Origin of the sequence: Parvimonas sp. C2 (assembly GCF_035282405.1) — a bacterium.
Classification (GTDB): domain Bacteria; phylum Bacillota; class Clostridia; order Tissierellales; family Peptoniphilaceae; genus Parvimonas.
In genome coordinates, this window is record NZ_JAYKBP010000002.1 from 447,670 (window position 1) to 470,402 (window position 22,733).

The following is a 22,733-nucleotide window of genomic DNA, read 5'->3' on the forward strand; positions in this document are numbered from 1 at the left end:
AGGAGGTTTTATGCTTGTTATAGATTTAGGTAAACTTCGACAGGGTGTTCAAGATTTTTTTGATGGGTGTAAAGACAGTTTAATATCTACAGAAAAATCTTTAGAAAAATCTGTTATTAGAAATTTTTTAAGTGGTCGAAAAAGATATACTACAAGTGCAGGAATAGCAACAGGAGATACAATGATTTCAGATGAATCAAAAAGCACAAAAAATTTAATAAAAAATTCTGAAGAAGGTATTGATGAAGCCATTAGAGGACAATGTTCCAATGAAATAAAAAAATATATAGAGCGCGAAAATGAAAAGTATAACTTTATGATTAAGTAAAATAAATAGCTTAAAAGCTCTATTAAACGAGTTGAATCAGCTTCTTGTATGTAACCACTACTAAAATATAGCCTTATAAAAATTTTATGTTGATAGTAAATAGTATTAAGGAGGTTTTTATGTTTAATCCAGTCAAATATGAAGGTAATCTAGGAGAACAATACTCTTCTTTAATAAAAGATTTGTATTTATTATGTTGTAATGAAGATAATATGATAGCTAATTTGGCAAATGCATCTGCCCTATTAAACTTCTTTTTAGAAAAAATAAATTGGGTAGGTTTTTATCTTTTAGATGAAAAGACAAATACTTTAGTTCTTGGACCTTTTCAGGGGCTTCCTGCCTGTGTTAGAATTCAAAACGGAGAAGGAGTTTGTGGAACGAGTGTAAATCTAAAAAAAACTTTGAATATTGATAATGTTCATAATTTTGAAGGCCATATCGCCTGTGATGTTAAGAGCAATTCAGAGATTGTTATTCCGATTTTTAAAAATAATAGAATTATTGGTGTATTAGATATAGACTCTCCAATTTTTAATAGATTTTCAAAGGAAGAAGAAACTTACCTAGAAGCATTTGTTAAACAATTGGAAACTCACATTTAAGGAGGTCAATATGAAAAAACTTTTTAAATTTATTTTATTCATCTGTTTGTGTTTAGTCGTCTTAATTCAATCTTTAATTTATCATTCTCAAAAAAACGAAATGGATACTTTTGAAAATTATGTATTAGTGCTTGGGGCTAAGGCAAATAATGGAAATCTTTCAAAAACATTGATTAATAGATTAGATACTACTGTTGAATATTTAAATAAACACAAAAAGGCAAAAGCTATTTTATGTGGTGGAAAAGAAAATAATAATGAGCTTTCTCAAGCTGAATATATGCAAAAATACCTTATTGAAAAAGGAATTGCAAAAGAAAGACTTATTACTGAAACTGGTAGTAAAAATACCTACGAGAATATAAAATTCGCTCTAGAAAAGCTTGATAAAAAGCCATCTGAAATAATGGTGATATCATCTAGTTATCATCTATTTAGAGCAAAACTTATTCTCTACAGATTTGGAATTTTAGCAAGGACTGTTCCAGCAAAGACTCCAATGAGTGCACTTATTCCATCATATGTAAGAGAAACTTTTGCAGTTGTAAAGACTTTTCTGTATGATAAACCTACAGAAGAAGATATAAAAAATTTACATTCAAAGAATAAATAATTTTACGATTGACCCTACATGATGTAATAATCAGCTATAAATGACTTGTTAGCATGAAAAATTAAAAAAAGTGTTGACAAAATAAAATAAAAGTTATATAATATGTAGGTAATCGTATCGGGGTGTAGCGCAGTTTGGTAGCGCACGTGGTTTGGGACCATGGGGCCGGGAGTTCGAATCTTCTCACCCCGACCAATTCCTATGAGTTTTACTCATAGGAATTTTTTTATGTAAATTTATATTTACATATTTTTTCAAAAATCCAAAAAAATTAAAGAAATTTTTTCTTTTGTTTCAAATGCAACAGATTTTCAATACAAATAAGGTTATAATATTATTAAAATAAATAATAAATCATATAAAGAGTAATTAAATTGATTAGAGAAAAGGAGAAATACTATGAAATTAGAAAAAAGCACAAAAATTGGTGAATTATTAGAACAACATCCAGAAGTTAAGGACTTTTTAAAAACTTTAAGCCCAGAATATTCAAATCTTGATAACCCGGAATTATTTGCAATGATGAAAGACATTGCAACTCTTGAAATGATTGCTATTAAAGGTGGATTTGAATTTGACGAATTAAAAGAAAAGTTAGAAAACTTTATTAATGCTTAAATGCATTTTTACTAGGACAAAAAAACAGGGTTGCCCCTGTTTTTTTATTGTGAAACAACAAGGTTTATAGCATTCTTATCAATGATGTATCTACGATACATTCAGAGCATAGACAAAGTATAATTTTTATCTGTACCTTTTTTGTATATTTTTGTTTTTATTAAATTATTTGACTATAGTCTAATTATTATACCACTTATTCTCTTTTTCTCCGTTAAAAAAGTGTCAACAATTGCTCATTGACACTTTGTCATCAGTCTGGATGTATCTACGATACATTTACTTTTGCTAAAGCAAAAGTATGAGATCTTCAAACCTACTTTTGTTTACAAGTAAACAAAGTTAGGGATAGATTGAATGACGTTTAAAGAAATAACTTCGATTAACAGCTAGACGTTAATAGTAAATAAACTTTAAATATTTTTATAAAAAATTATATTAAAAAAACGAAAAATTTTATTAATGTTTAAATTCATCCATACTAAAAAAGCAGGGATTGCCCCTGCTTTTTACTTTATTTCTTATTCTTTTCCCGTAAATTTATACATTGCTATTGAACTTGCAATTGGTAAATTAAAGCTGTCTATGTCTTCACTTTGTTCTATGAATACAGGAGTTGTTCCACTTAAGTCAAAGTTCTCAAGACCATGTGATTCGTTTCCGAACATCAATGTAAAAGGCTTTTTAATCTCTACATTTTTTAGAGACACTGAATCCTTATTTAAAATGAAAGAGTAAATATTATTTTCTTCAAAAGTTTTTTCGTAGTCTTCAAAATTTTTAAAAATTTCTACATTCATTTTAAAGATTGCTCCCATTGAAGCTCTAATAGTTTTAGGATCAAAAACGTCACAACCATCGATTATCGCGATATTTTTAAAACCGAAACCCAATGCAGTTCGTAAAATTGTACCTAAATTTCCTTTATCTCTCGGCTCACATAAAAGTATGTGATTGTCTTTTTTTATCTTTGCAAAGTTTTTTTCAAAAACTCCAATAACAAATGTATTTTCTTTGCTTTGAAGTTTATTTACAATTTTATCATTATAGATTAAATTAATTCCTTTTTCATCACAAATTTTTTCAAGACCTGCTTTGTCGTCATATTTTGAATGTACCAAAACTGATATAGTCTTGTAATTTTTTGACTGTAAAAGCTCAATCGTTGGGAAAGCTCCCATTGTGTATGAAAAATTTAAATCTTTTTTATATTTACAAAATTCCATAATTTACCTTAGATTATCTTCTCTTTTTATCACGTTTAGACTTTTCGCCCTTTTTGTCTTTTTTATCCTTTTTATTTTTCTTATCTTTTGGTTTTGCAGAAAATTTTGAAGAATCTTCTTTTTTATTTGCAAGTTCAACTAAAACCTTAAATCCCTTAATATGAGCATTGTTTAAGTTGTTTACTGCATCTTTAAGTGCATTTTTATGGATATTTACAAAGCTGAACTTTTCAAAAATTTCAATATCTCCAATATCTCTTGAACTTATATTAGCATCGTTACAAAGCGCAGAAACAATATGTCTTTGAGAAACTCCCTTCCTTGAACCTATGTTGATATAAATTCTTCCGGAATTTTTTTCAGTAACATTTGACTTACCACCCTTGTTAGAAATAGAAGTCTTGTCATTTCCCTTTTTCTTATTCTTCTTGATATCCACATCCATAAGTTCTTCATGGTTATTAAGTTTATTATTTTCATTATAATGCTTTAAAAGACAAGCTGCAATATCAATCGGAGAATAATCTTCACTCATTAGAATATTTATTAGATTTAATTCTTTTGTATGTTCATTTTTATTGATTTCTTCCTTGATGTCCTCCATAAATCTTTCTTCATGTCTTTTAATCAAGTCTTTAAGAGTTGGCATATCTCTTTTTTCTATTTTAGTTTTTGTGTATTTTTGAATTTGGGATAAAGTATTCATTTCTCTTGGAGAAACAAAACTTATTGCAGTTCCCTCTCTGCCCGCTCTTGCAGTTCTACCTATTCTGTGAACATAGTATTCCACATCTTGAGGCATATCGTAATTTATAACTAAATCTACATCGTCAACGTCGATTCCACGGGCTGCAACATCTGTCGCAACCAAGATATCAATTGTAGAATTTCTAAATTTATTCATTACCCCATCTCTTTGGATTTGTTTTAAATCCCCATGAAGTCCATCTGCAAAATATCCACGGGATTGAAGTCCTGCAGTTAAATCATCAACCATTTTTTTAGTATTACAAAAAACTACAGTAAGTTTAGGATTTTGAACATCTAAAATACGGGATAAGATTTCAAGTTTCATATTGTGCTTAAGTGCAAAATAGTATTGAGTTACCTTTGGAACTGTCAATTCCTTTGGTACGACTTTTATAAGTCTTGGTTCGCTTTGGTATCTTGCAGCAAAGTCCATCATTTCTTGATCCATTGTAGCAGAGAAGAAAGTTGTTTGTCTTTCATAAGGTAAAAAGCCTATAATTTTTTCAATATCTTCTCTAAAGCCCATATCAAACATTTCATCCGCTTCATCTAATACAAAAGTTCTTATATTTTCAGTTTTTAAAGTTTTTCTCTTAATATGGTCTATAACACGTCCTGGAGTTCCAACAATAACTTGAACTCCCATTTTTAGAGAACGGATTTGTCTTTCTATAGGTTGTCCTCCGTAAATCGGAACAACTGTTACTCCCTTATATTTTGCAAGTTTCGAAATTTCTTCTGCAACTTGAATTGACAATTCTCTTGTTGGACAAAGTACCATAGCCTGAGTTGTCTTACTGTTTTTATTTACTTTTTCTACTATTGGAATTCCAAAAGACGCTGTCTTTCCTGTTCCCGTTTGTGCTTGCCCGATAATGTCTTCATTGTTTAACATAGTCGGAATTGCTTGTTTTTGAATTGGAGAAGGTTCTTCAAAGCCCATTTCAATAACGGCTTTTAAAACTTCCTTCGACAAATTAAAATCATTAAAATTTTCTATCATGTTTTTTCCTTTCTTTTTTTCGTGAACCTTAACGTTAGTTCCGAAAGAAAAAGACAAAAACAAACTATACATTAAACATCACGACATATTATGAGTTATATTTTAACTTTTTTATAACTCAACAGTATATTATATCATAAATACAGTTAAAATTTCAACTTTAATCCACAATTTACTATAGTTATCCACAAAAATTGTGGATAAATAGGTAATTATAACAATTTTATGCACAAAAAAAGTTATGAATTGATTCATAACTTTTTTTGCATTTATTTATTTTTACGGAGGATTTATAAAAAAATCTCTACTAATATGCTAATTAATTATTGTTGTCATTATCATCGTTATTTCCATCAAAATCATCTTCGTTTCTATCATAATTATCATTATTACGATTACGATTACGATTTGGATTTAGATTTGGATTAAATTTATTTTGATTTTGATTTGCTTTGTTCTCAGCTTTATTTAAATCAAATTTTGATAATTTAACTTCTATTGTAGTTGTCTTTCCATCTCTATAAACCTCAATCTTAACCTTATCGCCTATCTTATAGTTCAATAAAGCTGCTTTTAAACTTGAGTTAGATGTAACTTTAGTATCTCCAACTTTAGTAATAATATCTTTAGGTTTTAATCCTGCAGACTCTGCTGGAGAACCTGAAAGGACTTCATGAATATATACACCTGAGTCTACAGGTAATTTTTGTTGTCCTAAGACATTATATCTTGAAACATCTATACCTCTTATACCCAATGTAACACTTTCAAACTTACCATTTTTAATTATTTGTTCCAAAATAGGTTTTGCAAGATTAGAAGGAATTGCAAATCCGATTCCATCACTATTTCCAGCTTTAGCTGTATTAATTCCGATAAGTTGTCCTTTATCATTAAATAATCCACCACCACTATTTCCTGGATTTATTGCCGCATCAGTTTGGAATAAACCTTCCATAGTAGAACCATCTCTTAAAGTTATTACTCTATCTTTTCCTGAAATATATCCAGAAGTCAAAGTTGATTTTAAATTTATACCAAGCGGATTACCGATTGCTATAGCTTTATCACCTATTGAAACTTTTGAACTATCACCAAATTCAACAGGTTTTAAATCAAGTCCCTTAGGATCTATCTTGATAACTGCTAAATCTAAAGTTTTATCACTCCATAAAACTTTTGCTTCTCTTTTTGTACCATCACTCATTATTACAGTTACGGATTTTGTTTTTGAAGGGTCAACAACATGGTTATTAGTTAAAATATAACCTTCTTTACTTACTATAACCCCTGAACCAAGTCCGCTTGTTTGTTTTTGAGTGGAAAACATATCTTCAGAAACCCCAACAGTTGTTATACCTACAACAGATTGCATCGCCTTTTGAGCAACTGATTTTTCTACTGTTGTGTTTCCTGATGTATCTGCATTTGTCGTATTCGCGTTTTGATCAGTTGGTGCTTGATTTAAAGCAGATTTTCCGCTATTATTATTTTTTAGATAATAACTTGTTCCAGCCATACTTATTGAACTAGCTAGAATAATAGCTAATAAGAATTTTGAAAAAGATTTAAATCTATTAGCTTTTTTTCTTTTTTCAAATTCTTTTTGAACAATACCGTCAACATAGGATTCAAAATTTTTATTATCATCTTTTGATTCATCTACATAGTCTTCATACTCTGACTCTGATTGTTTGATATAATCATCAGATGGTTCTTCAAAAAATTTGCCATAAGTTTCATCTGCTTTATCAACTTTATCATTCATTTCTTCTGTATTTTCACTATTATATAATTTTTGAGTTTCACTAAATGAATCTTCGTTTTTGTTTGAAGTTTCATTTATATGTTCTTCATTTTTGTTTTCATCAAAGATATTATCTCTTTTATCGTCCATAATAAATCACCTCATATTTTTAATATCATTTATTATCTTGAACATATTTTAAACTGTCAACCTTAAAGTAAGCTTAAAGAAAAAAGTTTTTTAAAAATTTTTTTATTTTTTAAAAATATATTCAAAAAATAAATTTTGAAGTCAATAGTAAAATAATGTATTTTCGTATTGTCTTATCTATCAACTGCTAACATTATATCGATAAAAACTTAAATGGACTTAAAAAAGAGGAGAAATTTTCTCCTCTTTAATATTTTTTGTTTGTTTCTCTATTTTTAAGCTTAATCTTAAAGAATTCCCATGTCTTTCCCAGCTGATTCAAATGCTTTTACAGCTTTATCTAATTCTTCTTTACTATGAGCTGCAGAAATCATACAACGAATTCTTCCTGTTCCTCTTGGTACAGTTGGGAATACTATTGCGGAACCGAATACTCCGTATTCTCTTAATTTTTTAGAAAATTCCATAGTCTTAGCTTCATCTCCTATAATTACTGGAGTAATTGGAGTTTCTGAATGACCAGTGTTAAATCCTAATTTTCCTAATTGTTCTTTGAAGTATTTAGCATTGTCCCAAAGTTTCTTTTGTAATTCATCTGTTTCGATTAAAGTTTCAACAGAAGCAATACAAGCAGCAGTATCTCCAGGAGATAAAGTTGTACTAAATAGAACTGGTCTTGCTCTGTGGTTTAACCATTCGTAAGCAACTTCGTTACAAGCAACATATCCACCTTTAACTCCGATAGCTTTTGAAAGAGTTCCGATAACAAAGTCAACTTTGTCATGTAATCCGAAATGATCTACAGTTCCTCTTCCGTGGCTTCCCATAACTCCTGAACCGTGAGCGTCATCAACATAAGTTAATGCATTATATTTTTCAGCTAATTCTACGATTTCAGGTAATTTTGCAAGGTCTCCGTCCATTGAGAAAACACCGTCAGTAATAATTAAGATTGTTTTATATTTTCCTTGAGCTTCAACTAAAACTCTTTCAAGGTCTTCCATATCACTGTGTTTGAAAACTGCTTTATCAGCTTTAGTCATTCTAATTCCGTCTATAATTGAAGCGTGATTTAATTCATCAGAGATAATTAAGTCGCCTTTTTCTGTAATTGCTTGGATAGTTCCTATATTACAATCATAACCTGATTGGAATATAAATGCTCTTGGAGATTTTTTGAAAGTAGCTAATTTCTTTTCCAATTCTTCGTGTAAATCCATATTTCCAATGATAGTTCTTACAGCACCAGCACCTACACCATATTTTTCAATAGCTTCTTGAGCTTTTTTCTTTAAAACAGGATTATTTGCAAGTCCTAAATAGTTGTTTGCAGATAAGTTTACCATTTCTTTTCCGTCAAGAATAATTGTTGATGAATTCTTTCCGTTTAGTACAGGTAATGTACGATAAACTCCATCTTCTTTTAATTTATTAACTTTTTCTTGTAAAAATTTTAAATCATGAATACTCATATCTTTTTCTCCTATTCTATATAACTATTTTAATTTTTTGCTTAAATTGTCTAACATATCTACTGTCATCTTGTCTAAATCAAAACTTGGTTTCCAACCCCATTGTTCTCTTGCTGCAGAGTCATCCAATGAATTTGGCCAGCTTTCAGCTATAGCTTGTCTGATTGGATCTACATCGTAGCTTAATTTAAATTCAGGCATATGTTTTTTAATGCTTTCTTCTAAAATTTCTGGTGTTAAACTCATAGCTGTGATATTGAAAGCATTTCTGTCCTTAAGTTTTGAAGGATCAGCTTCCATTAAATCAACAACTGCTTTAAGTGCATCAGGCATATAAAGCATATCCATTTGAGTTCCTTTACCTATATAAGAAGTGTAAGCTTTGTTTTTAATTGCTTCATAATAAATATGAACTGCATAGTCAGTTGTTCCTGCACCAGGTAATGTCTTATAAGAAATAATTCCTGGATAACGAACTCCTCTTACATCAACGCCAAATTTATTATAATAGTAATCACATAAAAGTTCTCCTGAAACTTTTGTTACTCCATACATAGTGTTAGGTCTTTGAATAGTAACTTGCGGTGTATTATCAAGTGGAGTTCCAACTCCAAATGCTGCTATTGATGAAGGTACAAATACTTTTGCATTTAATTCTCTTGCAACTTCTAAAGTATTTACAACTCCGTCAACATTAACCTTCCAAGTTAATTGTGGCATACTTTCTCCTCTAGCAGAAAGTATTGCTGCTAAATTTACTATTGTATCAGCTTTAAATTCTTTCGCCAATTCAAACATTCTTTTTGGATCAGTAACGTCTAATGTTTCAAAACGAATATCTTCGATAGCCGCTTTGTTTGCATCTGAGCAATCTGTAGCTAAGATATTTTCTCTTCCATAAATGTCCCCCAAATAAAGAGCCAATTCAGTACCGATTTGTCCAAGTGCTCCTGTCATTAAAATCCTTTTCATTATTCAATCTCCTTTCAAAATAACTGAGTAAAATTTTTACTATCCAGATGTATTATACATCAATTTTAATTACTTTACAACACCTTATATTAAAAAAATTAATATTTTTATATAGAATAAGTGAATAAATGATTCAATTAAATATAAATTAATAAAGCAAACAATAGTGAATTCCATTTAAAAACTATAAAACTTTTATTCACATATTAATTTTATTTATCGTTAAAAACATCATTTTTCTTAATTTTTTAAGAACAATTTTTAAAAAACGAAATAAAAAGCAAAAAGCTAAGGAAATACTCTCTAGCTTTTATACTAATTTTATTATTCTGTTCTTAAGGCTTCAACAGGATTTTGTTTTGCAGCACTCTTTGAAGGAATAAATCCACCAATTAAAGTTAAAATCATACTGATTAAGATTAAGGTTATCGCCTGTGAAACGGATAAATAAGCCGTTATATTAGGCATTTCAGTAACTTTTCTAATTACAATATTTATCGGTATTAGTAATAAATATGTTATTCCAACTCCAAGAAGCCCTGCAAACAAACCAATTATTCCAGTTTCTGCATTAAAAACTTGTGATATATTTTTCTTTGAAGCTCCAATTGATCTTAAAATTCCAATCTCTTTCTTTCTTTCGAGTACACTTATATAGGTTATAACTCCAATCATTATGGAAGAAACAATTAAAGATATGGATACAAAAGCAATCAATACATAACTAATTACATTTATAATTGTAGTTACGGAAGAAAGTATCGCTCCAACCAAATCCGTATAAGTTATCATTTTATCCTCTTCGGAGTTATTTTTTCTCATCTCATTATAATTATCAAGTAAAGAAATTATTGATTTTTTAGATTCAAAATCTTTAGGATAAATACTGATTTTAGAAATATCATTATCTTCCCTATAGTTAAATAATTTCATATTGTTCTCATATGAACTTTCATTACTATTAGCCATAGCCATAATAAATGATTTTATTTCTTCTTCATTTAAATTCATTGAAAAGGCTTTGCCGAATTTACTTGAATCTATAGATATTGCCTGTGGCAAATTTTTTATAGAAGATGTTAGAACATTTTTAATATTATCGGCTATTGCAGTTGATATGTTTTTCATCAAATTTTCTATAAAACTTTTAGAAGAACCATTTTTTCCTTGCAAACTGCCTTTTATTAAATCATTCACTCCTGAAGAAATCATATTTTTCGCTTCATCTGATGCAAGATAAGAATTAAAAGAATCTTTTAATTTAGACGGATCAGGCTTATTGTTTTCTTTGGCATATTTCAAATATCCATTTGAAAGATTATTTGCTAATTCCGATATATCCTTATTATCAAGTTTTAAATTTTCTCCCAATGATTTTAATAAATTTTTAGTTTCAGCTGAAACTTTTGCTCTCGCTTCAGGAGTTTGAAAATACTCTAGTAAATATTGATTGAATTTACTAGGATCAGTGTAATTATTCTTTTTTGCAAATTCCGGATAGCCTGACATAATGGATTTCATTATATCGGTTATCTTTTCATTTGTAATTAAAGTCCCACTATTTTTAGCAATCATCTTCGAGAAAAAATCCTTTAAAATATTTTTTGCAGAATCTGTTTTCATATATTCATATATTGAGTTTGACAATTCTCTATAGTTAGTTGAAGGGTCTTTTGAAGAATAATCTAAATATCCTTTTAGAATATTGCTGACTAATCCAATTAACTTATCCGATTCAAGTTTAATATCTAAATTTTTTAAAAAATCCATATCCAAATTACTACTCAAATATTTTGAAAAATCAATATTTTTCATTGAATTTGCATTAAAATTTAATTTAGAAGTATCTATTTTAAAAGCTTCAAATAGCTTTTTCTGATCTATTGAAAATAACTTTGCAAAGTCTAAATTCTGTTTAATTTTTTCTCCAAAAGGAGTATTTGTCAAAATATTGGTATCTGGATTTTCTTTTTGTGCCTTTACAACTTCGCTTTCTTTTGATATTTTTCTTAAATTTGTTTCTAAGTCATCAGTATACCAAATACCAGGTTTTAAAATGAGTGAACTTTCATCACTATTTGGTGAAGCTATTCCAACTATTTTTAATTTTTTTGAATTATTTTTCAAAAGATTTTCAACAAATGGACTATCTGTAGAATTTTCTATATATACTTTATTTTTAGAGTCATAAGAATAAAGCTGTGAACTACTTAAAACTTTAAATTCTCTACCCACAATATCTTCGTACTTCCAAGAGATGTTATCCTCTTCAACATCTGTTTTTTCTCTATTTGCAAATTTTTTTACCATTTTTGAAAGCTCGTCATTATCACGAAGCCCCAGTGAATAAAAAATAAAATCAGATAGAGAACCTTTTGAGTTAGTTATTACTATCGCTTCATTTTCGTTACTTGGCCAAGAGCCATATTTTAAAGTATATTTATCCTTATACAGACTATCATTCTTAGGTAATTTATTAAATGCTTTCATAGAATTACTTGAAAAAAGAAAATTATTTGAAGAAAAACCCATTGATTTCATTGCCCCATTAGGATTTACTTTAACATATTTTTCTTTATTTAAAGTATAAATCATAGGTGTAATATCATATTTGTATTCTATTGTCTTAGCATAATTATTGATTGATTTTCCATCATTTTCAAAATATTCTTTTAAAGAAGATAAATCATTTTTATTAATTGCAGATAGCATCTTTTGAATAGTTTTAACTTCTGCTATATCTCCATCATTATTTTCATCACTCGAATTTTCAAACATTCTACCCATTGAAAAGCTACTTTTATCAATCTCTATTGGATAAGAAATCATTGTTTCCTCTTCCGTATCTTTAATAAACTGATTTACACCATTGGATAATCCTAAAATTAAAGCTATACCGATTATTCCAATTGAACCTGCGATTGCAACCATAAGAGTTCTCTTAAATTTCGTTTTTAAGTTATTAAAACTTAAAGCTATGCTTGTAAGATAGGACATTGAAGACTTCCCAAAATTTTTATGAACTCCTTCACTCTCATTTTCTAAAATAAAAGGGGTGGTGTCAGAGACAATTCGTCCATCATTTAATTCAACAATTCTAGTTGAATATGCATTTGCCAACTTAGGATTATGAGTAACCATTATTACAAGTCTATCTTTTGCAACTTCTTTAAGTAACTCCATAACTTGAACACTTGTTTCCGAATCGAGCGCACCTGTAGGTTCATCCGCAAGTACAATGCTAGGATTATTTACAAGTGCCCTTGCTATGGCAACTCTTTGCATTTGCCCACCAGATAATTGATTAGGTTTTTTATGAATTTGACTTTTAAGCCCAACCTTATCCAGTACATCTATAGCCATTTGTTCTCTTTCAGCCTTAGATATTCCAGAAATAGTTAAAGCCAATTCTACATTTGATAAAATAGTCTGATGAGAAATTAAATTATAACTTTGAAAAACAAAACCTATTGTATGATTTCTATAGCTATCCCAATCTTCATTTTTATATTTTTTAGTTGATATTCCATCAATTAAAAGCTCACCTTGTTCATATTTATCCAATCCCCCTATTATATTTAATAGAGTAGATTTTCCACTACCACTTGGACCAAGAATAGATACAAATTCATTATCTCTAAAATTAAGAGATACATTATCTAATGCTTTTTGAAATAAATCTCCGGTTTTATAACTTTTACTGATATTCTTTAACTGTAACATTCCCGTCCTCCTTTACTAATATAGAATTTCTAATCTAAATCTAATATACCCCTCTATCTAAAAAATTAAATAAATACAATAAAATTACCAACTTTCAACTCAAAATTTGTACAAAATTTTATCATTTCTTATTAATACGAAAAAATAAAATTGAAAAAATTTCTTTGTAATGATATAATTAATATAATTTAACTTTGTTAAATTATATTAATTTCATCGTGTTTACCTTAAAAATATTATCAAAATGGAAACACGATATAATAATTTTAACTAAATTATCAAAAATAGAAAATAATATGAATTAAATCTAATAAATATTTTATAATTTATATATAATACCAAAAATAGATAAAGAGGTGATTTTATGAAAATACTAATTATAGGAAAAGGTGGACGTGAACATGCAATGTTAAAGGCATGTCAAAAAAGCAAATTAGCGGAAAAAATTTACGTTTTACCTGGAAATTGCAAAATGGATGGTGCTACAAAAGTAGATATAGATATGTATGATATTGAACAAATTAAAGACTTTGCAATAAAAGAAAATATCGACTTGACTTTAGTAGGTCCTGCTGATGTTTTAGCACTAGGAATAAAAGACGAGTTCAACAAAAATGGATTACGACTTTTTGGACCTACAAAATCTGCAACAAGAATTGAATCCAGCAGATATTTTACAAAACAACTTATGGAAAAATTGAAGATACCTACAACTAAATATGTTGTATTTACTGATAGAGATCAAGCTCTAAAATTCGTTTCAGAAATTGAAAAATTTCCCACAACTATAAAAATTGACTCCATTCCTAAAAATATGGGAATTTTCATTGCAAGAAGCAATAAAATGGCAATGGATATAGTAAATGAAATTTTTGATGAAAATGAAAATTCAAAAATTTTAGTTGAAGAATTTATCATAGGTAAGGAATTCTCAATCTTTGCATTGGTAAAAAATAGCAAAGTTTATCCACTACAAATTGTTAAGGATTACAAGAGAACATCAGATAGCGACGATGCTGAACATACCGGTGGTATGGGAGCTTGTAGCCCTGTTGCAAAAATTACAGATAATGAAATTGAACAAGTTGTAGAAAAAATCTTAAAACCTATGGCAAAATCAATGTATGAAGACGGTTATGGCTTTGAAGGATTTTTATATGGAGAAATTGTTGTAACAAAAGATGGAATAAAAGTTTTAAGTTTTAATGCTAGACTTGGAGATCCCGAAGCCGAAGTTCTATTGCCACGTTTAGAATCAGACTTTGTTCAAAATATTCTGGATGTAATGGACGATAAAGAGCCTGAAATCAAATGGACTGACGAAGTTTGTATCGGTGTAGTTCTTGCATCAAACGGCTACCCTTCAAAAGAAAAATGCCAAGATAAAATTAATCTCGTTCCTGTAGAAAGTGATATTTGCTTTATGGGAGTTGAAGAAAAAAATAACGAACTCTACGCAAAAGGTGGAAGAAATTTAATTGTAACAACGATGGCAGAAGATTTTGAAAAGGCAAGAGAATTAGCTTATAGAGATGTCGAAAAATTAAAAACTGACTCTTTCTTCTACAGAGAAGATATCGGCGAATTTTAAAAATTGAATTATAATACAAAAAAGAGAGCTTGTGCTCTCTTTTGCTTTTTAACTATCTATTTATTTCTTTTCTTTCTTGAAATTTGTAGAAGTCCAAGACTTAATGTCCCCATTGTAACATAAGTAAGTATTTGAGTACCAACTCCTGTTTTTGGAATTTTAGAATTTTTTGGAATTTTCTTGTTAGTAATTACAAAACCGTCTTTTACATTTCCTTCTATTTTACTTTCATAACCTTCCACTTCTGTTTCTTTGACTGTATAGACTATCTCTTTGTCATTTTCATCAAATTTTGGCAAGTCTTTGAAAGTATGTTTCCAAGAGTTTGAGTCATTTAATTTTACTCTTTGAACTTCTTTTCCATTTGCTAAAAGTTGTACTTCTACTTCTTTCAATGGAGTTCCTATCCATTTCTTTTCAACTGAAATTTCTGATTTTTCTATATTCTTGTTTGTTATTGTAAAATCATTCTTTGAATTTTCTCTTATTTCTGTTTTATATCCGTCAATTTTTTCTTCTTCAACAGTATATTTAATTTCAGTTTTTCCATCATCTTTAAATTTATTTAAGTTTTTAAATATATGTTGCCAATTATTTTCATCACTTAGAGTGACTTTATCGATTTTTTTACCATCTGCTAATAAGTTTACTACAACAGACGATGTCTTCTTTCCAACCCAAGCTTTATTAACTTTTACTTCCGTTTTTTCTCTCTTATTAGTTATAGTTTTTACTACAGCAACATTATCTTTTACTTCAACATTAATTATTTCATCGCTTTTTATCCAACCTGAAGGAGCTTGAATTTCTTTAATTTCATACTTACCTTGAACTAATTTTTCAGAAACCGCTTCTCCTTTTTTATCAGTCACTAATTCAAAAGTTTCATTAGTTTCTTTGTTAGTAATTTGAAATTTTGCACCTTGTAAAGGCATTTTATTATTATCAGCATCAACTTTAATAATCTTTATTTTTCCAAGCAAATTTCCCTCAATACTTCCATTAGAAATTGCACTTCTATAGGTACTTGTTGCTTCATGACTTTCGCCTTGTGCTAATAATTTTACCTTGTTTTTTACAACAAGATTAGGTTTGTAAGTTGATTTATATCTTAAGAAATATTGTTCTCCTTTGTTTATATCCCCAAGCTCAAATCTAAATTTTGTTCCATTTTCAGAAATTTGAACTTTATTTCCAATTTTTTCCTTTGATATACTTTCAGTTGCATTTCCATATTTATCAAGTTTTACTCTTTCTAGTTCAAAACTATCTTTAATATAGTGAAGTCCACTAGATTTTCCATTTGAAACGGTCAATTTATCCTCAAATACAACATTTTTGAAATTTTTACCCTTTACATTAAAACGAACAGTCCACGCTACTTCGTTGGCATTCTCGTTAACTCTGTTAGGCCATTTTTCTAAAATTTCATCTGGTACTAATCCAGGCTTTTCTATATGAATTTTTTTATTTAATTTTTTACCATTCATCTCAATTTCTAAAAGATTGTCTTGTCCAATCTTTATTTTATCTTGATTAAATGAAGATTCCATAGAAATTTTTCCCTTAACATTGTAGAGGTTTTCAACTTTTTCATTTAAAGTAACTCTTAAAACTCCTCCACCTTCTTTTTTTACAGCAATTTTGCCTTTTCCATAAACAGTTTTTCCGTCTGTTCCATATATTGGAAAATCAACAGCTGATGAGTCTTCTATAAATCTAAAAGTATCTGGTAATTTAACTTCAAAGTAATCACCTTTTTTTAGGGTATTTTTATACTTTTCTGCATTCCAATCTAAATTAAGTTTAAATCTACTCCAACGGGAAATTTTATTTAACTCTTTTCCTTCTCCGTTGGTAATTGTAAATTTCGTAATATTCACATTAGGTGAAATATTTCTACCAGTTTCAGCTGAAATTCTGAAAATAGGTAACAAAGTACCTAATACCATAAGTACACTCAACATAATACAACAAAATCTTTTTTTCATTGTGCACCTCCTCATAGAATGTTTTTGATATTATACCTATTTTTAAAAATAACACATCACTTATTTTCAAAAATTTTTTAGTTATTAGAAATAACAAAACTAATAACTTAACTTAAATAAACTACAAAAAACGGATGAAACAATTTCTAATAGTTATAATTATCATAGCACTTTTGTGATTTATAGTCAATATGTGTTAAATATAATTATAACTAATCATAGCTTAAAATTATAAAAGTAATTGCGATTAAATATCGAAAAATCACATCTACGAAATTTTCAAAAAACATACTCGTTTTTATACGAGTATGCTTTTTTAATAGCTTAGAATTTTTTTCTGCTTCCAGGTTTTACAAGTTCAATTTTTCCTTCTTTACAAAGTGGACATTCTTCTTTGTCAAATGCTTGAACATTTAAGGAAATTGCAGGGAAAAGCGGATATTCAATATTTGATTTTCCATTTGTCCTATCAACTATTGAAGCAATTCCAACAACATTTGCTCCATGTTCTTTTAGAACTTTTATTGTTTCCAATGAAGATTTTCCTGTTGTAACAACATCTTCAACTACAAGTACATTTTCTCCCTCATTTATGAAAAATCCTCTTCTTAAAGTCATAATTTCATTTTCTCTTTCTGTGAACATTGCTCTTACTCCCAAGGCTCTTCCCAATTCGTAAGCAATTACAATTCCGCCCATTGCAGGTCCAACTACTGCATCAACTTTTACATTTGCATCTTCAAGTTTTTTCTTAATTACCTTACAAACTTCTTCAGCTTTTTTTGGATACATCAAAAGTTTTGCACATTGAACATATTTGTCGCTATGTTTTCCTGATGATAATAGGAAATGTCCTTCTAATAATGCTTCACTTTCTTTTAATAATTCCAATACTCTTTGTTCCATATTTACCTCCTAAATAATTCCTCTAATTTCTTCTAAATTTTTTATATTTTGTTCTTTACAGAATTTTTCCATTCCTTCAATTATATCAATCATTACTCTAGGATTGATAAAGTTTGCCGTTCCAACTTGAATTGCAGTTGCTCCAGCCATAATAAACTCAATTGCATCTTGCCAATTCATTATTCCACCCATTCCGATAATCGGAACATCTACAACCGAAGCGACATCTCTTACCATTCTAAGAGCTATCGGTTTTATACAAGCTCCTGAAAGTCCTGCCGTTACATTGTCAAAAACTGCTTTTCTATTATAAATATCTATCGCCAAGGCATTAAATGTATTAACAAGTGAAAGACAATCCGCTCCCGCTTCAACACAAGTTTTTGCCATTTCTTTTATATTTTCAGCATTTGGAGATAATTTTACCATAAGAATTTTATCCGTATTTTCTCTAACTTTTCTTACAATTCCCTCTGCAATGTCGCATTTTATTCCAAAAGCCATTCCACCTGATTTTACATTTGGGCAGGAAATATTCAATTCAATTATTTTTATATTCGTCTTATTGATAAGTTCAATGGATTTTAAATAATCCTCTAATTGTGAACCTCCAATGTTTGCTAAAATCTGTGTATCAAAACTTTCCATAAAAGGTAAATCTTCTTCAATAAAAGTCGGTACTGAAGGATTTTGAAGTCCGATACTGTTCATTATCCCTGCAGGTGTTTCGTAAATTCTAATTCCCGTATTTCCGTCTTTACCTGCAAAAGTAAGTCCTTTTGTAGAAATACCGCCTATTCTGTTTAAGTCGATATATTCAGCATATTCTCTACCGAAACCGAAAGTTCCGGAAGCTCCGATAACGGGGTTTTTAAATTTAACTTCACAAATATCTACTTCCAACATTAAAAATTCACCTCCTTAACTTCAAATACAGGACCTTCCTTGCAAATTCTTTTCATTCCGTTTTTAGTTTTACAACTACAAGCTAGACAAGCCCCGATTCCACAACCCATTCTACTCTCTAAAGAAACATAGACAGGTATGTTAAAGTTTAAATTTTTAACAGAATTCATCATAGGATTTGGACCGCAACAATAGATTACATCATAATCATCTTTTATTATTTCAGTTATGAAACCCTTATGTCCTACACTCCCTGTATTTGTTGCGATATATGTATTTTTTGTAAATTCCTTAAATTCTTCAGTAAAATATATTTCATCTCTAAAGCCTGCATATAAATCCACGTCTGCTTCCAATTTCTTTGCAAGATATAGCATTGGTGCAATTCCGATTCCCCCTGCAACAAGTGCAACTTTTTTCCCTTTAAATTCATCAATCGGAAAGCCGTTACCAAGCGGTCCTAAAATTTCTATGCTGTCTCCAACTTTCTTTTCGGACATAATCTTTGTACCTTTTCCCACAACTGCATAAAGAAAAGTCAATTTATCATCTTCCATATCGCAAATACTTATCGGACGGGGAAGCATATTCCCGTCCTCAAAGCATTTAACCATATAAAATTGTCCGACTTTAGCTTTAAATTCTCCCTTGACATCCATTTTGTAAATGCCTTCGGAAATTTTTTCATTTAAAATTATTTCAACTTTTTCGTATGATTTATTCTCCATAAATATCCTTCCTCATATTCAAAACAGCTTCTCTTGTATAGTGAGCAAATCTTTCTTCGCCGTCTTCAAATTTTTGATAGTATTTTATAATTCCTCTTGAAGAGTTTACAACTCCGCCATTAAAGTCATTCAAATAAGTTCTGATGTCTTCCGCTTTTGCACCTTGTGCTCCATATCCAGGTAATAAAAAGAAAATATTTTTATATCTTTCTCTTATCTTCTTAGCTTCTTCGCTATGAGTCGCTCCTACGACAAATCCCAAAGGAGAATATCCACATTCAGAAGTTAATTCATCAGCAAATTTCTTAAGTTCATCTCCAACTTTGAAGTATAGAGCTTCTCCGTTATAATCAAGACATTCAATATCCTTTGCTCCCTCATTTGAAGTTCTAAGTAAAACGAAAACTCCCTTTTCTCCGATTTTTAAATAATCTAAATAAGGTGTGATACTGTCCATTCCCATATATGGATTAAGAGTTATAAAGTCTGCTTCAAACTCTCCTTTAAAATGTGCCTTTGCATATTCCTTTGCAGTACTTGCAATATCCCCTCTTTTAACATCTCCGATACCTAAAAGTCCCTTTTCTTTAAGATATCTTAAAGTTCTTTGATAAGCAATAAGGCCTTCAAGTCCGTTTGCTTCATAATATGCAATTTGTGGTTTGTAGATTGCTACAATATCACTTGTTGCATCAATTATTGTCTTATTATATTCAAAAATTATATCTGAAATTTTTTCGTGCTTTTCTTTAATATAATTTGGAATATAGTCTAAATGGCTATCAAGTCCTACACAAACAAACCCTTTTTCTTTTACTGCTTCATATAATCTATCTATTATCATTAAAATTCTCCTTTATACTTAATTTCTCCTGCTTTAATTGTCATAAGCACTTCTCCGTAAAGTTCCATTTTATCAAAAGGTGTATTTTTTGCTTTTGATGCAAATTTACTTGAATCTACAACAATTTTTTTATCAGTATCAACTATAACCAAATCTGCAAAATATCCCTCTTTTAAAAGACCTTTTTTAATTCCCATTAAATTAGCTCCCCCATAGGACATTACTTTTGACAAAGTTCTTATGTCGATATTTCTCTCTTTAACTAATTTTGTATTACAAATCGCAAATGCAGTTTCAAGTCCGACAAGTCCCGGACTTCCATTCGCCTTATCCTCTGCAGTATGTGGCGCATGATCCGTTGCAATCGCATCAACAGTTCCATCCACAATTCCATCTATTAGAGCTTCAACATCAGCTTTTGTTCTTATTGGCGGATTTACTCTGTAAGAATTATCCCAAAGTGCAATATGATGCGGAGTTATTTCACAAGTAACCTTTACTCCCTCTTTTTTTCCACGTCTTACAGCTTCCAAAGAGTCAATTGTACTAACATGGCAAAGATGAATTCTTCCACCCAATCTCTTTGCAAGATAAACATCTCTTAAAGTCATAAGGTCTTCTGCTATTCTATAATCAATTGGAGAAAGTTCACTTTCTGCATGTATCATTATGATTTTATCGTATTTTTTCGCCTCTAAAATCGCTCTATACATTGTAGTTTCGGAAAGCACACCTTTACCGTCGTCGGATAAAAATTTTGCATTTTTAAATTTTGAATAGTCAACTAAATTTTTTCCGTCAAAATTTTCAGTAACTGCGACTATCTGATTTATATCTACTAAATCTAATTCCTTTGCTCTCTTCATTATATAGTTATAAGTTTCTAAATCACTGCAAATAGGCTTTGTATTTGCCATTGTATTTACAGTTGTATATCCGCCTCTTAAAGCTGAAAGTGAGCCTGTTTTTAAATCTTCCTTATAAGTAAAACCCGGATCTCTAAAATGCACATGCAAATCTACAAATGCAGGCATAACAGTCTTTCCTTTTGCATCTATAATTTCATAACTTTCATCGAAACTTAAATTTTCACCAATTTCTACAATCTTTCCGTCTTCAATCTTTATTTCTCCGACTCTATTTATATCTTTATCCACTAGGATTGCATTTTTAACTATTTTTTTCACTATGTCCTCCACAAGAATATAAATTATCACAGTAATTACATCTATAAATTCCCTTTTCTCTATTAACTAATATAAATTTATTCTGAACATTTTCGTGGCAAGTTATACAACGTGGATTTTTACATTTTATAAAACCCTCTACCTTTTCAGGTAAAATCATTGAAAGTTTTTCTTTGATTTTTTCATTTTCAATGATATTTATAGTTAAATTTCTATCTATCAAACCTAAAATTGCTAGGTCAATATCCATTACATTTTCAATTTTTATCATATCTTTTTTGCCATATTTTTTAGAATCGGCATTCATTATAAGTGCAACTGTAAAATCTGCACTATCCAATTCTAAAAGTTTAAAAATTTCATAACCAAGACCCGGTTTAATATGGTCTATTACAATTCCATTTGAAATACTATTAATATTTAACATTATTTTACCTCCAATAATTTTAAGATTAATGCCATTCTGATTATCATACCGAATTTAACTTGATTAAAATACTTTGCTCTAGGGTCTGAATCCACTTCTGTCGCAATTTCATTTACTCTTGGCAATGGGTGAAGAATTATCATATCATCCTTTGCAGTTTTCAACTTTTTATTATCTAAAATGTAAGTATCTTTAAGTCTTACATAATCAGCCTCATTGAAAAATCTTTCCCTTTGAACTCTTGTCATATATAGAATATCAAGTTTATCCATAACTTCTTCTATTGTTCTAACTTCAATAAACTCAACATTATGGTCATTTAGATACACCTTAATATATTCTGGAATAACAAGCTCACCCGGTGAAATAAAGATGAATTTATTTCCCTTAAACTTTGAAAGAGTCTTAACTAGTGAGTGAACAGTTCTTCCGAATTTTAAGTCCCCACAAAGACCGATAGTCATATTTTCCAAACTTTTCTTATATTGTGAAATTGTAAGTAAATCTGTAAGAGTTTGAGTTGGATGTTGATGTCCACCGTCTCCCGCATTAATAAAAGGAACAAGTGTTACTTCTTTTGCAAGCTCTGCAGAACCCTCGTGTGGATGACGCATAGCTATAATATCTGAATAACAACCCACTGTTTTTATTGTATCTTGTAGGCTTTCTCCCTTAGTTGCTGATGAAACTTTAGGATCCGGAACAGTTATACAACTTCCACCAAGTCTAAGCATTGCAGATTCAAAACTCAATCTCGTTCTTGTTGAAGGTTCAAAGAACAATGATGCCAAAATCTTTCCTCTACATTTTTCTGAAAATTTTTCAGGATTATTATAAATCTCAGCTCCTAACTCCATAAGTTCAAGTAACTCTTCACACGAAAAGTCCTCACTACTAACTAAATTTCTAAATTTGTTCATACCATTCCTCCTACTAGGTCATTTTG

General features: G+C 29.5%; 19 protein-coding genes and 1 tRNA gene. 6 read left to right on the forward strand and 14 right to left on the reverse strand.

Translation table 11 applies throughout. The annotated features are described in order from the left end of the window. Positions 1 to 10 precede the first annotated feature (10 nt). The 5 genes from VJI95_RS05220 to VJI95_RS05240 all read left to right on the forward strand — a co-directional run bounded on the left by VJI95_RS05220 (position 11) and on the right by VJI95_RS05240 (position 2,164). Positions 11 to 328, forward strand: a complete 318-nt coding sequence (locus tag VJI95_RS05220; RefSeq protein ID WP_324010500.1) for a hypothetical protein — start codon at positions 11 to 13, stop codon at positions 326 to 328. A gap of 119 nt (positions 329 to 447) precedes the next feature. After that, positions 448 to 933, forward strand: a complete 486-nt coding sequence (locus VJI95_RS05225; RefSeq protein ID WP_324010501.1) for a GAF domain-containing protein — start codon at positions 448 to 450, stop codon at positions 931 to 933. Between the two features lie 10 nt (positions 934 to 943). Then, positions 944 to 1,546: a YdcF family protein gene (locus tag VJI95_RS05230; RefSeq protein ID WP_324010502.1), complete on the forward strand. Its 603-nt coding sequence runs from the start codon at positions 944 to 946 to the stop codon at positions 1,544 to 1,546. A gap of 118 nt (positions 1,547 to 1,664) precedes the next feature. Then, a tRNA-Pro gene (locus VJI95_RS05235) sits at positions 1,665 to 1,741 on the forward strand. A 204-nt stretch (positions 1,742 to 1,945) separates the two neighbouring features. After that, entirely contained in the window at positions 1,946 to 2,164 is a 219-nt protein-coding gene (locus tag VJI95_RS05240; RefSeq protein ID WP_313961343.1) for a DUF1858 domain-containing protein, read from the forward strand. Between the two features lie 521 nt (positions 2,165 to 2,685). On the opposite strand, the gene VJI95_RS05245 is transcribed toward VJI95_RS05240, so the two are convergent. The 6 genes from VJI95_RS05245 to VJI95_RS05270 all read right to left on the reverse strand — a co-directional run bounded on the left by VJI95_RS05245 (position 2,686) and on the right by VJI95_RS05270 (position 13,207). Further along, positions 2,686 to 3,390, reverse strand: a complete 705-nt coding sequence (locus tag VJI95_RS05245) for a TrmH family RNA methyltransferase (protein WP_324010503.1) — start codon at positions 3,388 to 3,390, stop codon at positions 2,686 to 2,688. A 13-nt stretch (positions 3,391 to 3,403) separates the two neighbouring features. Next, positions 3,404 to 5,143, reverse strand: a complete 1,740-nt coding sequence (locus VJI95_RS05250; protein WP_324010504.1) for a DEAD/DEAH box helicase — start codon at positions 5,141 to 5,143, stop codon at positions 3,404 to 3,406. Positions 5,144 to 5,462: 319 nt separating this feature from the next. Continuing rightward, positions 5,463 to 7,040, reverse strand: coding sequence for a S1C family serine protease (locus VJI95_RS05255; RefSeq protein WP_323999472.1), 1,578 nt, complete (start codon positions 7,038 to 7,040; stop codon positions 5,463 to 5,465). 287 nt (positions 7,041 to 7,327) lie between these two features. Then, positions 7,328 to 8,512 (reverse strand): glycine C-acetyltransferase, encoded by a 1,185-nt coding sequence (locus VJI95_RS05260; protein WP_324010505.1) that lies wholly within the window; start codon positions 8,510 to 8,512, stop codon positions 7,328 to 7,330. A gap of 24 nt (positions 8,513 to 8,536) precedes the next feature. Continuing rightward, entirely contained in the window at positions 8,537 to 9,484 is a 948-nt protein-coding gene (locus VJI95_RS05265) for an NAD-dependent epimerase/dehydratase family protein (protein WP_323999468.1), read from the reverse strand. Positions 9,485 to 9,808: 324 nt separating this feature from the next. Next, positions 9,809 to 13,207: an ABC transporter ATP-binding protein/permease gene (locus VJI95_RS05270; RefSeq protein ID WP_324010506.1), complete on the reverse strand. Its 3,399-nt coding sequence runs from the start codon at positions 13,205 to 13,207 to the stop codon at positions 9,809 to 9,811. Positions 13,208 to 13,571: 364 nt separating this feature from the next. Here VJI95_RS05270 and purD point away from each other — a divergent pair, with 364 nt between their 5' ends. Further along, positions 13,572 to 14,798, forward strand: a complete 1,227-nt coding sequence (gene purD, locus VJI95_RS05275) for a phosphoribosylamine--glycine ligase (RefSeq protein WP_324010507.1) — start codon at positions 13,572 to 13,574, stop codon at positions 14,796 to 14,798. A gap of 56 nt (positions 14,799 to 14,854) precedes the next feature. On the opposite strand, the gene VJI95_RS05280 is transcribed toward purD, so the two are convergent. From VJI95_RS05280 to pyrB, 8 genes are all read right to left on the reverse strand, one after another. Then, entirely contained in the window at positions 14,855 to 16,789 is a 1,935-nt protein-coding gene (locus VJI95_RS05280) for a Cna B-type domain-containing protein (protein WP_324010508.1), read from the reverse strand. A gap of 324 nt (positions 16,790 to 17,113) precedes the next feature. After that, positions 17,114 to 17,695 (reverse strand): orotate phosphoribosyltransferase, encoded by a 582-nt coding sequence (gene pyrE, locus VJI95_RS05285; protein ID WP_324010509.1) that lies wholly within the window; start codon positions 17,693 to 17,695, stop codon positions 17,114 to 17,116. Positions 17,696 to 17,704: 9 nt separating this feature from the next. Further along, positions 17,705 to 18,601: a dihydroorotate dehydrogenase gene (locus VJI95_RS05290; RefSeq protein ID WP_324010510.1), complete on the reverse strand. Its 897-nt coding sequence runs from the start codon at positions 18,599 to 18,601 to the stop codon at positions 17,705 to 17,707. Beyond that, positions 18,601 to 19,329, reverse strand: coding sequence for a dihydroorotate dehydrogenase electron transfer subunit (locus VJI95_RS05295; protein ID WP_324010511.1), 729 nt, complete (start codon positions 19,327 to 19,329; stop codon positions 18,601 to 18,603). The genes VJI95_RS05290 and VJI95_RS05295 overlap by 1 nt, the downstream gene beginning before the upstream one ends. After that, on the reverse strand, positions 19,319 to 20,173 hold the full coding sequence (gene pyrF / locus VJI95_RS05300) for an orotidine-5'-phosphate decarboxylase (RefSeq protein WP_324010512.1): 855 nt from the start codon (positions 20,171 to 20,173) through the stop codon (positions 19,319 to 19,321). The genes VJI95_RS05295 and pyrF overlap by 11 nt, the downstream gene beginning before the upstream one ends. After that, a complete protein-coding gene (locus VJI95_RS05305; protein WP_324010513.1) occupies positions 20,173 to 21,360 on the reverse strand; it encodes a dihydroorotase in 1,188 nt (395 codons plus the stop codon). The genes pyrF and VJI95_RS05305 overlap by 1 nt, the downstream gene beginning before the upstream one ends. Beyond that, the gene (locus tag VJI95_RS05310) at positions 21,344 to 21,787 is read right to left on the reverse strand and encodes an aspartate carbamoyltransferase regulatory subunit (RefSeq protein WP_324010514.1); all 444 of its coding nucleotides are present in this window, start codon (positions 21,785 to 21,787) and stop codon (positions 21,344 to 21,346) included. The genes VJI95_RS05305 and VJI95_RS05310 overlap by 17 nt, the downstream gene beginning before the upstream one ends. Next, complete coding sequence (gene pyrB, locus VJI95_RS05315) at positions 21,787 to 22,707, reverse strand: aspartate carbamoyltransferase (protein WP_324010515.1); 921 nt, start codon at positions 22,705 to 22,707, stop codon at positions 21,787 to 21,789. Before pyrB ends, VJI95_RS05310 begins: the two co-directional genes overlap by 1 nt. Positions 22,708 to 22,733: the final 26 nt, after the last annotated feature.